This window comes from Planctomycetia bacterium, assembly GCA_034440135.1.
Taxonomy (GTDB): domain Bacteria; phylum Planctomycetota; class Planctomycetia; order Pirellulales; family JALHLM01; genus JALHLM01.
In genome coordinates this window covers 1-15,161 of the sequence record JAWXBP010000111.1, presented here as the reverse complement: position 1 = coordinate 15,161, position 15,161 = coordinate 1, and the positions used below count along the sequence as shown (strand labels likewise).

Sequence of the window (15,161 nt, the reverse complement as noted above, 5' to 3'; positions counted from 1 at the left end):
GAAATATGAGTGAGCTGCTGACGAGTTTCGGGTTCACTGATAGAATGCGAATATTAGTGACCGGCCCTCCCTGGCGCGCCGGTCCGCCGCCCCGGCTCCCGGGGTCGCACTCCGCATCTCGGAGTATCCAGCAGAACCCCTCTGCGCAGGTACTCCGATGCAAATCAGTCTTTGGCCGCTCGCCAAGCTGCAGCCGTATCCGAATAACCCCCGGCAGAATGACGATGGCGTTCAGGCCGTCGCCAACAGCCTGCGGGAATTCGGTTTCCGCCAGCCGATCGTCGTGGACGCCGACGGCATGATCGTTTGCGGGCACACCCGTTACAAGGCGGCACAATCGCTTGGGCTGGAGAAGGTCCCGGTCCATGTGGCCAAGGACCTGACGCCCGAGCAACTAAAGGCGTACCGGATCGCCGACAATCAGACGGCGACGCTGTCGAGTTGGGATCTGGACCTCCTGCCGCTAGAACTCGGCGAACTCAAAGCGCTCGACTTCGACCTGGGACTGCTGGGGTTCGATCAAGACGAACTGGCGAAGCTGTTGAACCCGGACGTCAGCGACGGGCTTTGCGATCCGGACGAGATTCCGGCACCGCCCGACGAGGCAGTCACGCAGCCAGGCGATCTGTGGATTCTGGGCGAACACCGGTTACTTTGCGGCGATTCGAGCAAAGCCGAGGACGTGGATCGGTTGCTGGGCGGTGCGACGATCCATTTGGTCAATTCGGACCCGCCATACAACGTAAAAGTCGAGCCACGATCCAACAACGCCATTGCCGCCGGTCTGAGCTCTTTCGCCGGCCCGAAGCACCATCAATCTCTGGATTTGGCGCGGCACCCAGGGAAATCTAAGCCGACGCAGAAGAAGCTTCGAGCAAAAGATCGACCGCTGGCCAACGACTTCGTGAGCGACGCGGCGTTCGATCAACTGCTCGCCGACTGGTTCGGCAACATGGCGCGTGTACTCGCGCCCGGTCGAGGCTTCTACATTTGGGGCGGCTATGCGAACTGCGCCAACTACCCTCCGGTCTTGAAGAAGCACGGCCTGTATTTCTCGCAAGCCATCATCTGGGTCAAAGAGCATCCCGTTTTGACCCGCAAGGACTTCATGGGCAACCACGAGTGGTGCCAGCCTCCTGACACCCAGGTGCTGACCACTAGCGGAACCAGTCGGTTAGGCGATTTGCGAGATCGCGACCGTGTTGTCAGTTTTTACGCGCACAGCGCCGCCGTGGTGGGTCTCCGCCGTGGCCTGGATGTCCAGGTGGCCAAGCGAGACTACGATGGAAGTCTATACGGCGTGACTGTGGGAAAGCGGCAATCCTGGTCGACCGATGGACACTTGTGGACGGTCCGGCTGACCCAAGATTATCCCCGCAAGTGGTGCGTCTACCTGATGCGTCGTGGAAGCTGTTGGCGGGTTGGTGTCACCAAGATGCGGACCACCTGGGGCTTCGGCTTGAAGGGCCGGCTTTGCAGTGAACACGGCGACGAGGGCTGGATCCTGGGCCTGCACGACTCGCATGCTGAGGCCCGTATCCACGAACAACTGGTGTCAATTCAATTCGGTATTCCCCAGACTTGCTGGAAAGAATCGAGAATTGCCAGACAACGCCAGTGCTCTGACATCAAATTGCTCTACGCAGGCCTCGACCTCGCACAGCTCGATCGGGCAGCTGATGTAGTTCTCGCGAAGTACCACCGGCGACGGTCGTACCCCTTCGTTCGCCGGGACGATACGCGTGCCAAGTTTGGCCGGCGGCAGTCCATTCAAGTTCGTGCCTGCAACTTGTTGCCGGAAATCATGGAAGTCCCAGTCCCAGCTGGGGGCGCAACGACGCAGTGGCAGCCGCTGCGCGCCATTGATGTGCAGGATTATGCCGGCCCCGTCCACTCGTTGGGCGTCGCTCAGCACCAGCACTATATTGCCGATGGGTTGGTCACACACAACTGTTTCTATGGTTGGCGCGAGGGTGCAGCGCACGTGTACCTTGGTCCGAACAATGCCGTCGACGTCTGGAGCATCAAGAAGGTCAGCCCGCAGTCGATGGTGCATTTGACTGAAAAACCAGTCGAGCTGGCGGTGCGGGCGATGCAGTACTCGTCGCGACCCGGTGAGAATGTGCTGGATCTCTTCGGCGGCAGCGGATCGACGCTGATCGCCGCCGAACAGACCGGGCGTCGAGCGTATCTGATGGAACTCGACACGCTCTATTGTGACGTGATCATTCAGAGGTTCGAAAAGTTCACCGGCAAGAAGGCGGAACTATGCAGCCACCGCGTTTTCAGTGGCCCGAAATGAATATCGTGCGGTCAAGACTGGAGTCGCCATCGCCATGAGCCAAACGAAACAGCCAATGTTCGGCATGAATGTCTCGCTTCCGGTCAGCAAGAACACCACGGAAGCCACCGCCATTACAACCGTGATCCGGCCGATCCACGCAACGGCAGAGTGCCGTCGAAACGCCATTGCGCCGATGCCAACCACAAACAGCGTGTTCGCAGCTGCCCCGCACATGCACGCGGCCAGTTGCCCACGCGCAGGCGAATCGCTCCCCGCTTGCGACGGAATCTCATACGTCCCGACGAACGACAAGAAAGTGGCTTGCCAACCGACCATCGAGTCCCCGGCCAAAGTGAAAGCCGGCAACAACTGGCAGATGCCGAAGGCCGCGACGGCGAAGCCAAGCGCGCACCAGTGGTTGGAAAACAGGTTCATGGTTGCCTCCGTAAGCCAGTGGCGGCAACCTCGGGCCAATACAACGCGCATTCGGGCATTTCTGCCACAATTGCTCGGCCGGTGCAAACAGTTTGGAAATGGCGGCCACGTGAACGCCCACATTTGCCCGTGTTTCGCACGGCGGGAAGCGTCGCCCACTTGGGCGACCAACGACGAAACGCCCGCACGTGCAAAACGTGGGGCGTCGTCTTGCGGCGCGGCTAGTGGCGGCCGCGGCGCTGGGGTTTCTTCGATTCTGACTCCGGAAAAAACGGGTCAAGCTGGTCGGCGATCGCCAGCAACACCTCGACCAGATCGTCGGCGTCAATCGAGCGGGAGCGTCGCCCTTGGTCGATCTCCCGTTGGACCTTGGCGGTCACAAGGCGGATGGCGTCTGCGAGTTCGTGCATCGTTGCGTCTCCCTTTACGCGTTCGCCAGGAACTTGCCGCGCTCGCCCTTCTTGAATCGCGACTCCTTACCATGGGCCGTGATGTCCCGCACCAGCGCCGAGTACAGCGTCCGCTCGGGCGTCTTGCCGCCGGGACTCGTCCAGTAGTTCTTCGCGGCCATAGCGGCGACGAGTTCTTTCGTGGTCATCGCTTCATTGGTTGCACCGAGCACCTTGGCCGCCGCGTCGAGGGCGCTCAGCTTCTTGTCGTCGGGCTTGGCCTTCGACGCACGAGGTTTTTTCGGCACGGCCTTGGGCTTCTTGGTCGTCTTCGTGGCAACTTTCTTCGCGGTCATCGTGTGTCTCCGATGGTTCGCGAGTGCGATCGCATCAAGCCTGTCTCGATGCCAGCGCACTCGACGCGTCACACATCTACCTCAACGTGCCGAAACATCCAGCGCATTGCGGCAGACGTGGCAAACTATTCGTGTAGTTCCCGTGAAGAAAACCCTTAGCTGACCCCGGGGGGGGATCAAATCTCTGGGAAGATTTCGATCGTATACGTCGGGGGAGCCGCGCGCGCATTTTCGCGAAATTCGTTAGGGGGGAGGGGTGCGATGGTTCGAGGCAGAAAACCCAAGCCGACACATCTGAAGATGCTGGCCGGCAATCCCGGCAAGCGGCCGCTGAATAAGCATGAGCCGGTCGTGGACAAAGCTTTCCCGCCTTGCCCGGAACGACTGCAGGGCAAAGCCCGCGAGGCCTGGGAGCGGTTCAGCCAGGAATTATCCCGCTGCGGTGTCGGCACCAATCTCGACGCCGTGGCGTTGGAGCTCTTGTGTGAGTGCTACGCCGCCCATCAGGAAGCTGCCGAGCAGGTGGCCAAACTTGGTCCGGTCTGGATCGAAAAGCAAGCGCCCGGCAAACTACCCAAGTTCAGCTATTCGCCGTTCTGGGTGATCCAGAAAAACGAGCACAAGAAACTGGTGGCTCTGCTCACTGAATTCGGGATGACCCCTTCGAGCCGGTCACGCGTGGTGGCGGACAATCCCTATCCAGACTCGAATCCCAAGGCCAAGTACTTCAAGTGGTGAAGTGCAACATGAACAACGACCAACGAGAGTTGCCGCCTTGCCCAGAACGCCTTCAAGGCGCTGCTCGGGAAGCCTGGGAACGATTTTCCCAGGAGCTAGCCGACTGTGGCGTGGGGACGCAACTCGATTCCGCGGCGCTCGAACTCCTGTGCGAGAGCTATGCGGCGCATGTCGAGGCCGCGGCGCAGGTCTCGAAGCTGGGTGCCGTGTGGGTCGAGCGCCAGGAGCCTGGCAAGTTACCCAAGTTCACGTACTCACCGTATTGGGTGATCCAGAAGAACGAGCATAAGAAGCTGGTCACACTGTTGACGGAGTTTGGGATGACGCCTTCCAGCCGATCGCGAGTGCAGGCAGCACCCAAATCGGACGCCTTGGATGAATTCCTGCGGAGCTACCCGGCGTAACGCTCAATCACCATAAGGTGCAATTCAGCATGCCCACCAAGCCCAACAAGAAGGTCGAGCGTGCCCGCCGGCGGCAGCAGGTGGCGGAACTCTATGTCCAAGGCTGGAATCAATACGCCATCGCCGCGCATCTCCACATCTGCCAGACGACGGTCTGCTTCGACTTGAAGGCGCTCCGCAAGGAATGGCGGGAATCGTCGATCCGTGACTTCGATACCCTGCGGGAACTGGAACTGAAGAAGCTGGAACACGTCGAACGAGAAGCCTGGGCCGCCTGGGAACGCTCGCAGAAGCCGCTGCAATCAGCTGTCTTGAATGGCGACGGCAGCGCTGCCCGCGCCCGCAAGACCGTGAAGAACCAGCACGGCGATCCCCGCTTCCTGGAGCAAGTACAGAAGTGCGTCGCTCAGCGCCGGGCGCTCTTGGGACTCGATGCGCCGACCTTGGTGGCCCCGGTTACCCCATCCGGCGATCCAATCAAGCTCGCACCGGACACAGTCGTCGTCATCCAGCAATTGAGGGCCGAACTCTTGGGCGATGCCAGCTATCTGCAGTTTTTGCGAGGGCAAGTCGTGGAGAATGAACCGGGCAGCGAGTTGCCGACAATTTGGCCCAGCGAGCCGCGGCACGCGTTGCGGAAATTGACTGAGGGCGTTTCCAGTTGCGTCGAGGTCGAGTCATACAAGTCATGACCGACGAAACAACGGCTTCGTCACTTCTCGCTCCGTGCGGGGGTCAGGGGGAGGTTGTGTTTGATCCGCATCATGTGCGGGCCTAAGCTCGCATGGCGGCACGAATTCTCTCGCTCGGCGTGATCAGAGAGGAACAGTCGCCGGCGTTCCTACTTGGAACAACCAAGCTGGCCGCCAACGCTATGGTTCGAACGCTACCAGGTTGGCCAGCAACCGATACGCTCCCGGCGTGCCGAGCGGCAGCTGGCGATAGAGGGCGTACGCGGAGTAGATGTATGCCCCCTTCCCATGGCGTGCATAAAGTAGGCCGCCAAGTTGCTGCGGCTGTTCTTGGTCGTGACATTCCAGCAACGGCTCGTAGCGATCGTCCCAAGACTGCAAGAACTTGGATCCCCGCTGTTCGAACCAACCGTCGAAGTCTTTTTCGCTAATACGATTTGGCGATGTCATCAGCGGATGATCCGGGCGTAGGATCGTCACCTTGGCGTCTTCCTCGCTTACTTCTTCCGGGTTCCGACTCATGGTGTAAGGAAATGGCCCATAGTTGCGATCAAACTCAGGCGTCTGGTAGTGCACCACCAGCGTTCCACCGCCGTGAACGTAATCGAGCAACCTTGGATTCGCGGCGATTAGGTCCGCACGCACAGCGTACGCACGAATGCCGATCATAACGGTGTCAAAGCGACTCAGATCGCCTTTCTCCAACTCCGCGTTGTCCAGCAGCGTGACCGCAACGCCCAATTGGGCAAGGGCCGCCGGGATCTCGTCGCCAGCACCCATTACATAGCCCACGTTTAGCCCCTTAGGAATTGTCACGTCGACAGAGCGCAGGCGTTGCTCGGCCGGTCGAAAATAGTGCGCGCGCCCAAGGTCGCGGGCTGTGACTTCCTCATAGCCTTCGGTGTATTTTTGCCCGGCACAAATGGCGACTGCCTTGATCGTTACGGGAACGTCACCGAACGTCTCAGGCACTTGAATCCTAAACCGCAGTGAGATTGCTTCGTCCGCACGAGTCAAGGAAAACAACTGCTCAACCGGTTCCGATCGCCAGCCTGCCGGTAATTCCAGCGCGAGCTTGCCTTCGCTGCCATCGATCGCCCCGTTGCGAACTCTGACGTTCACGACATGTTGCCGCTGTCCACGGACGATGATTGCGTTGGCGTTCTCGAACGCCACCGAGATTCGCGGCACGACTTTCAGCGACTGCTTGAGTTCGCCGTACTCCGGATGATGGTAGCGAGTTTGCAGTGGTCGCCAGAATCCCGTTTCCAGCCCGTTCACTGACAAGACGACACTCCCCTGCAGCTCCGCGACGCCGTTGTTTGGGCGAGATTCGACAACTTCGTAGAATGGCTCGGCGATCGAATGACGTCGCCACCTCGGACGCGTTGGCGACAAACCCTCAGGGACGCGCACCTGTACCGTAGTTGTCCAGACCTTGTTGTATTCCAGTGGCGTTGAAGTGAGTTGAAGCTGTTTCACACCCCACTTTTCCTCCGCTACCGGGTAAATCGTGCCGCTCACAATCTCAACCGGGATGTGGCCACGATGAACAACGCGCAGAGTGACTTGAATCGTCTGACTCGGAACCATGTCCTTGAGTTCGACCCGAGGGTTGTTCGAGTCCGCGCTGCCTTGATCAGTAACGGCCGTTGCAACCACGTCGAAGTCAATTCCCAACGAACGTCGCAGTGCCACGTGGAACTGACTCTCTTTCTCCATGACACGAACTGCCAGAGTAAGGCCGACCTCGGTTGAGATCTTCGTGCGCTCCATCTCATCAATCAGCGCCTTGGCCGCCTTCGCACCGTCAATGAGCGCCGGCGCCACGGCATCGAGTTGGCGCGGATCGTACGTTGCCCAGGCCCGATCGACGCAGCTTTGCATTTCCTTGAGTCCCGTCGCGAGCCAGTCCGGCGGCGAGTCGCCGGCAAACTTGCTCAGTCCGACAATACTCGTATCAAGGCCGTCGAGAAACGATTGCTCACGCTGCGGCGCGTAATTGGGCAGCGTGGTGCGGGTCAAGCGATAGTACGAGACGCTCTCCCCCGCCGGACCGTCATGTCCAGTGAAGCCTTGCGAGCGCTGGAACCCAAGTCCATAGCGGGCAACTTGGGCGTAGGAGCGCCCGAGCACGGGATTGAATTCGCCCGTCGGTACGGCCAAGGTCCATGCGTCCTTGTCTTCTGATCGCCAATCAGGCTGAATGTTATTGGCATACAGCTTTTGGGGCTGCCATGGCTCTAGCAACGGATCTGGAAATCGATCTGCCTTCGCAGCTGCTTCGAAGGCCTGCTTTGCCAACACGCCAGCAAACTGGTGATGTCCATGGCCATCGCGCGCATCGCCGCGGAACCGCGACACAATAATGTCGGGCGTAAACCGCCGAACTTCCTCAACCAACTCCTTCAGCACACGGTCGTCGCCGCCCCAATGCTTGACCGCCTCCTCGAGCGTTTTGGAGTATCCATAGTCGGCAGCGCTGGAATAGCGGACGTCGACGCCATAGTACTTCGCCGACTCCGCATGCTCTAACGTGCGCAAGATGCCTAGTTCATCAAAGGAGTGTTTGGAAATCAGATTCGCCCCGCCTTCGCCACGCGTCACGCTGAACAACATCGTTTGCGCGCCGAGGCCCCTCGCGCAGTAGGTCAACATAGCGCCGTCCTCATCATCCGGATGCGCCACGATGTGCATAACCTTGGCCGTGGACTTGAGTTCCAGCAGAGTTTGATAAAGCCCCGCCGCTCCCTGATTTGGCGGAATTTCGTCATTCCCTTGCGCGGCCGCGCGCAGCGGCACAGCGAAGATGCACGCCAGCAAGGCGATCTTGCGAGTATATTGGACTGTCATCACAGAATGTCCTGCGAACACGGTGGGACGGGCCTGCTATTGAAGTTCGGTGGGGGACAATGACTTCCGCAACGGCTTCTTTTTGGTCATTGCTGCTCCTTGTTCAATAGGTGAGGTACGATCGTAGCAATCACGGCCAGGCCAACCAAGGACCATCGCAGACGAACGAACGGAATGTGCACGTGCTAAGTGAATTCGCCACCGCTTCCAGGCGACTATTATCTCTTGGTCAGCAAGGTCGAGCGCAAAGTGCGTTCTCGTTCTTTTTATAGTTTCCCCTTAGCTGCCCGGCATAGTGAGATTTGGGCCGGCCCAAAGCATCTCTCCCGCGGGCAAGGTTGTTACCAATTCACTGGAAGTGGTAACAAGTTCGCTTGATGTTGGCCGGACGGCGAGGTAACTGTCGAGCGTTGATGCAACCCTTCGTATCTCGGCTACACTACTCAAACGATCTCATTTGTTCGGTCTCGTGCAATTTGCTCCATTGACCAGTTGAGATCTGTTGATTGCAGTAGAACTTCTTGCGCCTTGGACACATCACAAGTAGATCACAACTCCATGAGTGCTTCTGCTCGCAACATCAGTTCAATTGCCGTTTTCGTCATGGCGCCACTGCTGAGTATCAACCTCTCCGGTACTGGCAGGGCCGCGGCGATTGAACTCGCGGCCGGCGAGCGTTCCGCGCGACCCCAACAGCCGCAGGCGGCTGTCGATCCACGAGGCATAATTCATGTCGTGTACGGCGTGCGCAACACAATTCAGTACTGTCGCTCGTCCGATCGCGGCAAGTCGTTTTCGACGCCGAGCAAGTTGCCCGATTTGGGTGTAGTGGCCCTGGGGATGCGGCGCGGCCCGCGCATCGCCGTGGTCGATGATCAGGTATGCGTGACGGCGATCGGCGGCCCCAAGGGTTTAGGAAACGACGGCGACGTGCTGGCCTGCCGTTCCGCGGACGGCGGCAAAACCTGGCAAGGTCCGATTCGTGTGAACGATGTTCCGCATGCCGCGCGCGAGGGGTTGCATGGCATGGCGGCGGGCTCCGACGGCCTGTTGTGTTGTGTCTGGCTGGATCTTCGTGATGGCAAGACCGAAGTCATGGCTTCGACATCGCGCGATCACGGCGCGACTTGGTCCAGCAACGTCCTCGTGTACCGTTCTCCGGGCGGCAGTGTTTGCGAATGTTGTCATCCGAGCGTGGCCATTGGACGCGATCAGCGAATTCACGTACTATGGCGAAACTCTGTGGCTGGAAACCGCGACATGTATGTCGGAACGTCAAACGACGCTGGTCAAACATTCGGTGAGGCGATGATGCTAGGCGCAGATCATTGGCCGCTCGATGCTTGCCCGATGGATGGCGGCGCAATTGCGTGTTTGGCGGATAACTCGATCGCCGCCGCTTGGAGGCGCGACAAGTCGGTGAACCTTTATTTACCGCAGCAATCGGAAGTCCGTTCCCTGGGCGAAGGCGAGCAGCCCTGGATTGCCACCACAGATCGCGGTGCGTTCGTTGTCTGGCTCAAGCGCCGCTCGGGTGCGGCGCTTTGGATCGGCACGGACGAGGCGACGCCTCGGCAGCTTACCGATGTGGCAAGCGATCCGGTCGTTGCGGCCCCTTGGTTAGGGGACGGACCGGTCGTGGCATTGTGGGAGGGGCGTGACACGCAAGAACGCTTTACCATCATGTGCGAGGTGCTCGATTCGGCGGGTAACGCGGCGAAGTAACCGGATTCTGAGCGGGCGGCGACCGACTTTATCGCGTGGCGAGGTCCACAATCTCAACCCGCCGCGTCACCGTCTCAAAAAGTGCGACAGTCGCACGACCAAAGCTCCAGCCGCTGGTTTCTCCAGGATTGATCCAGAGGCGATTGAGGGCATCGCACGTCACGCGCGCCTTATGCGTATGAGCCGTCACCGCTACGTCAAATTCCGATTGCTCACGTGCGATTTGGCGTTTCATATGCGCGATGATGAACCGAGTTCCATCCGGAACGGTGAGTTCGACCGGCGGCTCCTTTAGCTGTCCGATCACGGCGAAACCGCCCGCCAATCCAGTCTTGTTGCCTTCATTGTCCCCGTAGCAAGCCACGACTGGCGCGCTGAGCTTCCGAAGCGGGGGTAGGGCGATAGTCGACACGAGATCCCCTGCAAACAGCACAAGTTCCACTCGCTCGACGTTGAAGCAGTCCACGGCCCGTCGAATGTTTTCAAGATGATCGTGTGTGTCCGCGAAAATGCCTACCAGCATGAACTCACCCGGCCGCAAGGTCTCGCTAGATCGCCCAGCCTTCTCGTCCGGCCCTACCGGACCGCAATGGCAGCAACTTGGTCGATGAATCAGTAACGATTCGACCCGATTCTACGGTTGTGCCGAGAAATAGGGATAGCACGATTGCGCTCATTCGACCAGCCTTAGGCAATTGCCGGATACGGTCCATGTTCGGTCAGAATTGCACATTCCGACGGTCACACTACGTTCTGGCGGCAATGTCTATGGGCTGGATGTGCGGCTGCCATTCGCAAGGATCGCACAGCAAGCCTTCGAGCCCGCTACGAGCTGACGCGCTGCAAGCGGCGCGAGCGGAATTGCCGACCCAGCCGCCGACTATGGTGCGCCAGGTTTCGCATCTCACAAGCGCAAGGCTGGCTCCCGAACTCAATCGCTTACCACTCCCGGAGTCGCTGCCGGCCGCGCCAGCAGCTCCCGTTCCGTTGACGCTTGGAGAATTCGAAGCCCAAGCCACTGCGAACAGTCCTACGCTGCGCCGAATGCAACAAGAAGCGGCCGCTGAATGGGCTAAAGCCGGCTATGCGTTTAGCCTGCCGGACCCGACGGTTTCGTCGATGTTCTTCGGCGATGCAATGAACTTCGTGCCGGATAAGCAGATCGCGGAAGTTCAGGTGATGCAGATGATCCCCTGGCTCGGGCGTCTGCGTTCCGAATCGAGGCAGGCGAACTTGGAAGCCATGGCGGCGCAAAACCTCTACTTGGCCGAACGTCAGCGCGTCATCGGCGATCTGCGCGCCGCCTGGTACAAGTTGTACGTGCTCGGCAAGCAACTTCAGACGACCGATGCCGACCAAGCTCAACTGGAATCCCTGATTCGCACGGCGAATTCCCGCGTTTCCACGGGCGACGCGCAACCCGGCGACGTATTGATGGCGACGTTAGAGTTGAGCAATTTACAGGAGCAGCGCCTGGTATATCGACAGCAAATCGCCGCCACGACGGCGGAGTTAAATCGATTGGCCGGCCGCGATGCGCGCGCCGTTATTGCGATTCCCACATCGATCGAGGCGGAACTGCCGCAATGGAATGAAGATTTGCTGCGGCAAGTAGCGCGCGGCGCCCAACCAGAACTGAACGCCGCACGCTTGCGCACCGCGGCGACGCGGTGGGGCATTCAGGTCGCCCGATTGAAGCGTCGCCCGGAGCTAGCCTTTGGGGCCGGCTGGATGGTGATGACCGCCGACCCAGGCGACCCGATGCCCGGGGCGGGAGACGATGCCTGGACCTTGAATGTCTCGGCGAGCATTCCACTCTGGCGGCGCAAGTATGACGCGATGACGGCCGAGGCGACGCGCCAGCACTTTGCGGCCCATGCCTCGGAGGATGAGGTCGTTCAACAGCTGGACGCCACGCTGAATGAACTCTGGTCGCAGGCGTTGGCCAGTCATGAGACGGTAGTTCTTTACGAGAAAACGATCCTGCCGCAGGCCCGCCAAACATTCGAGGCGGACCAGCAATCGTTGGCGAACAACTCGGTGACGTTCGACCGTGTGATCCGGGACTATCGCACACTGCTCAACTTGGAATTAGGCTATCACCGCGCACAAGGAGAGCTTGCCACCACGGTGGCGCGCCTGCGTCAAGCGGTCGGAGTCGATCTACTGGCCTCGCCGGCGACTCCTGCCAGTAAGCGGAATTCGCTGTCAGCTCCATGAAAAGATTGTGCGCTGCTCTAGACGCCCTCGCCGAGGGCCGCGACAATCTATGGCATGGTTGCTTCCAGGGGAGCCATGTTTCGACTTCGATCTAACGCCGGCCGGGCGATCGTGCTTCTGCTGATCGCAGGGATCGCTAGTCAGGTTGCTGCGCCAATGGGAGCATGCGCCGGCGAAGTGGTAACGTCGGCCCCGAAGTGTGGCGGACAGGGGATCTGCTGTTGTGGAACGGCGGATTCCGAAGCGAGTTGTTGCTGTGGCAACGGACACAACAGGTCCGACGTCCCGGCTCCGCCAGCGACCGACCATTCGCAGCTCCTCAAGTGGGCGATCTCGTCTACATTAACGCACGTCGGCACATCGCAGCACGCACTTGGTGACGTTGTTGCGGTGACCGATCAAGGCGTCCGCCTTTTCTACGGACGGCCGCTGCAGCCAGTGCTCTGTAACTGGCGCATTTGATCTTTTCTTGCGCAATCGCTGCGCGCCGATCGCCGATTTCGTGGTCCGTTTCGTTCGACATCGTCGCACCAAGCGCGTCGCGCATCGACTATGTGCGTCGAGTGGACTGAAGCATTTGCCCGTCATTACAGTCAAAGTCTCATTAAGGACAGTGCATGTCCATGCTTTCAGGTCAAAATCCAGTGAAGCCCAGCGCACCTCATCAGGCCTGGCGATCAAGATCGCTGTGGCTGGGAAAGAAACTCCTGCCATTCGGCGTGTTTCTCTTGGCAGCAGTATTGCTCGTCACGCTCGTCGGATTCGCCCAGAGGCTCGGCTGGATTCCAGCCGCCGATAGCACTGCGACTCCGGGCACGCCCGCGGGTGACGCCGTTTACACCTGCCCGATGCATCCCCAGATTCGGCAGCCATCGCCGGGACGTTGCCCCATCTGTGGAATGGAGCTTGTACCGGCGTCGAACACGGGAGCAGACGGCATCGATGCGCTGGCCGTGAAGATCGAGCCTGCGCAGCGACGATTGGCCAACATCCAGACCAGTGCGGTGGATAGCGCGACACTGGCAGATTCAATTCACACCGTTGGCGCGATTGCCATTGATGAGAGCCGTCAGGCCACGATCGCGGCCTACATCGACGGGCGCCTGGAACGCCTGTTCGCGGATTATACCGGCATTGATATCAAGCGAGGCGACCACCTCGCGGTGATCTACAGCCCGCAACTGTATTCCGCCCAAGTCGAGTATCTCGAGGCGCGGCGCGCCCTGCAGGCTGCCGCCGGCGTGCCGGCAGTTCGACAGGCGCAATCTGCCTTGGCGGACAACACGCGGCAACGCTTGCGCGAGTTCGGGGTCACCGACGAACAACTTGCGGAATTGGAGCGCACGGGTGCGGCCCAGTCGCGATTGACGATCTATGCGCCTCAGGGAGGAACGGTCGTGGAGAAATCGGCCGTCGAGGGAGGTTACGTCAAGGCGGGCGACCCTATCTACCGCATCGCGGAACTCTCCACCGTGTGGTTAATGCTGGAGCTCTTTCCCGAGGATGCCACACGAGTGCGCTTCGGCCAGCCCGTCGAGGCGACAGTCCGGTCGATGCCGACTGAAAAGTTGATTGGCCGCGTGGCGTTTATCGATCCCACGGTCGATCCCACGACGCGTACGGTCGGCGTGCGAGTGGAACTGCTCAACGATCAAAAGCGCCTTCGTCCAGGGGACTATGCAACGGCTACCGTGAGTCTCCCGCTGGAACCGCAAGGGGAAGTTTTCGACCAAGACATGGCCGGCAAGTGGATCAGCCCCATGCATCCGCAGGTTATCCGCGACGAACCGGGGCAGTGTCCGATTTGCGGGATGGATCTCGTGCCGACGTCGCAATACGGCTTCACCAACGAGCCGATTCCGCAGCCGGAGTCGATCTACGTCCCGCGCTCCGCGGTGTTGCTCGCGGGCGGAAACAGCCTCGTCTACGTGGAAACAGAGCCGGGGCGCTTTGAGATCCGTCCCGTGACAATCGGCCCCATCCTGGCGGACAAGGTCATCATTCTGGAGGGACTTAAAGTCGGTGAGAACGTGGCGACCTCCGGCAATTTCTTGATTGATTCTCAAATGCAATTAGCCGGCAAACCGAGTCTCATCGACCCCGCCGGAGCCGTCGCGAAGCTAAAGACGTCCGAAGGGCCGCTCAGGTTCGACGACTACGAAGTGGCAAGGCTTGATGGCGAGGCTGGGCGACAGCTCGAAGCGCTCTACACGGCTTACTTCACTGTCCAACAGGCGCTAGCGGCCGATCAGAAACCGGCGGAGTCCGCGGCTCTCTCCCTGCACCGTGTCGCGACGGAGTTGGCGTTAGCATCCTTGCCGGAGGCTACGGCGCAGCAGATTCAGCAGATTGTCACCAAGTCGGAACACCTGCATCATCAAGACCTGGCCGGCGCCCGCAAGGACTTCAAGCCGATCAGCCACGCGATCGTCCGATTGGCCACGCACGTTCGCGGCGAACAAGCCACGAAGCCCTTCACGCATTTCTATTGCCCGATGGTGCCCGAGGGCGGCGGCGATTGGTTACAAGCGAACGACTCGCTCGTGAATCCTTATTTTGGCAGCGAAATGTTACGCTGCGGCGAAAAAGTCGAAACGTTTCCCGTGCGAGGAAAGCCGCTTGAGAAAGAGGAGAAACGCTCCACGGAGCCAGCTGCGAAAGTGGGGACTTAACCATGCTCCGCAGCTTGATTGAATTCTGCGTCCGACAACCGGTCCTGACGGTATTTGCCGCGATTGCGATCGCGGCCTTCGGGGGCTATTGCGCCCTGAACATTCCCATCGACGCGATTCCGAACGTCGGCGAGAACCAGGTGATCGTCTTTACGGAGTGGCCCGGACGCTCGCCCAAGGATGTCGAGGACCAGGTCACCTATCCGCTATCTGTCGCCCTGTTGACCGTGCCGCATGCGGAAAGCGTGCGCGGCAAGAGCATGTTCGGCTACAGCTTTGTGCAGATCACCTTTGACCCCGTATTTCCCAGATGACTTCCCCGTAGTGGCACGCGATTTGCGCCAAACCCCTGAACAACAGGGGTATATCGCACATTCATGCCATGCTGACCGG

13 protein-coding genes are annotated in these 15,161 nt (G+C 59.8%); 8 read left to right on the top strand and 5 right to left on the bottom strand.

Annotation, left to right across the window (positions count from 1 at the left end; translation table 11 throughout):
- Positions 1-157: 157 nt before the first annotated feature.
- Entirely contained in the window at positions 158-2,302 is a 2,145-nt protein-coding gene (locus SGJ19_06330; protein MDZ4779849.1) for a DNA methyltransferase, read from the top strand.
- Here SGJ19_06330 and SGJ19_06325 read toward each other — a convergent pair.
- From SGJ19_06325 to SGJ19_06315, 3 genes are all read right to left on the bottom strand, one after another.
- On the bottom strand, positions 2,267-2,719 hold the full coding sequence (locus tag SGJ19_06325; GenBank protein ID MDZ4779848.1) for a DUF417 family protein: 453 nt from the start codon (positions 2,717-2,719) through the stop codon (positions 2,267-2,269). The two genes, SGJ19_06330 and SGJ19_06325, sit on opposite strands and share 36 nt — an antisense overlap.
- Before the next feature lie 221 nt (positions 2,720-2,940).
- Positions 2,941-3,129, bottom strand: a complete 189-nt coding sequence (locus SGJ19_06320) for a hypothetical protein (GenBank protein MDZ4779847.1) — start codon at positions 3,127-3,129, stop codon at positions 2,941-2,943.
- A 14-nt stretch (positions 3,130-3,143) separates the two neighbouring features.
- Positions 3,144-3,464, bottom strand: a complete 321-nt coding sequence (locus tag SGJ19_06315) for an HTH domain-containing protein (protein MDZ4779846.1) — start codon at positions 3,462-3,464, stop codon at positions 3,144-3,146.
- A gap of 261 nt (positions 3,465-3,725) precedes the next feature.
- Between SGJ19_06315 and SGJ19_06310 the strand changes: the two genes are divergently transcribed.
- From SGJ19_06310 to SGJ19_06300, 3 genes are read left to right on the top strand one after another with little or no spacing between them, the layout of a single operon-like run.
- Positions 3,726-4,202: a phage terminase small subunit P27 family gene (locus tag SGJ19_06310; protein ID MDZ4779845.1), complete on the top strand. Its 477-nt coding sequence runs from the start codon at positions 3,726-3,728 to the stop codon at positions 4,200-4,202.
- Between the two features lie 8 nt (positions 4,203-4,210).
- The gene (locus SGJ19_06305; protein ID MDZ4779844.1) at positions 4,211-4,606 is read left to right on the top strand and encodes a phage terminase small subunit P27 family; all 396 of its coding nucleotides are present in this window, start codon (positions 4,211-4,213) and stop codon (positions 4,604-4,606) included.
- 29 nt (positions 4,607-4,635) lie between these two features.
- Positions 4,636-5,298, top strand: a complete 663-nt coding sequence (locus tag SGJ19_06300) for a helix-turn-helix domain-containing protein (GenBank protein ID MDZ4779843.1) — start codon at positions 4,636-4,638, stop codon at positions 5,296-5,298.
- Between the two features lie 180 nt (positions 5,299-5,478).
- Here the strand turns inward: SGJ19_06300 and SGJ19_06295 are convergent, their stop codons facing one another.
- Positions 5,479-8,151 (bottom strand): PIG-L family deacetylase, encoded by a 2,673-nt coding sequence (locus tag SGJ19_06295; GenBank protein ID MDZ4779842.1) that lies wholly within the window; start codon positions 8,149-8,151, stop codon positions 5,479-5,481.
- 603 nt (positions 8,152-8,754) lie between these two features.
- Here SGJ19_06295 and SGJ19_06290 point away from each other — a divergent pair.
- Positions 8,755-9,876 carry a sialidase family protein gene (locus SGJ19_06290; GenBank protein MDZ4779841.1) on the top strand — a complete coding sequence of 374 codons (1,122 nt, stop codon included), beginning with the start codon at positions 8,755-8,757 and terminating at the stop codon, positions 9,874-9,876.
- Positions 9,877-9,904: 28 nt separating this feature from the next.
- Here the strand turns inward: SGJ19_06290 and SGJ19_06285 are convergent, their stop codons facing one another.
- Positions 9,905-10,399, bottom strand: coding sequence for a YfcE family phosphodiesterase (locus SGJ19_06285; protein MDZ4779840.1), 495 nt, complete (start codon positions 10,397-10,399; stop codon positions 9,905-9,907).
- A gap of 188 nt (positions 10,400-10,587) precedes the next feature.
- Here SGJ19_06285 and SGJ19_06280 point away from each other — a divergent pair, with 188 nt between their 5' ends.
- From SGJ19_06280 to SGJ19_06270, 3 genes are all read left to right on the top strand, one after another.
- Positions 10,588-12,096: a TolC family protein gene (locus SGJ19_06280; protein ID MDZ4779839.1), complete on the top strand. Its 1,509-nt coding sequence runs from the start codon at positions 10,588-10,590 to the stop codon at positions 12,094-12,096.
- A 617-nt stretch (positions 12,097-12,713) separates the two neighbouring features.
- The gene (locus SGJ19_06275; protein MDZ4779838.1) at positions 12,714-14,768 is read left to right on the top strand and encodes an efflux RND transporter periplasmic adaptor subunit; all 2,055 of its coding nucleotides are present in this window, start codon (positions 12,714-12,716) and stop codon (positions 14,766-14,768) included.
- 2 nt (positions 14,769-14,770) lie between these two features.
- Positions 14,771-15,082, top strand: a complete 312-nt coding sequence (locus tag SGJ19_06270; GenBank protein ID MDZ4779837.1) for an efflux RND transporter permease subunit — start codon at positions 14,771-14,773, stop codon at positions 15,080-15,082.
- The last annotated feature ends 79 nt before the right edge of the window (positions 15,083-15,161 follow it).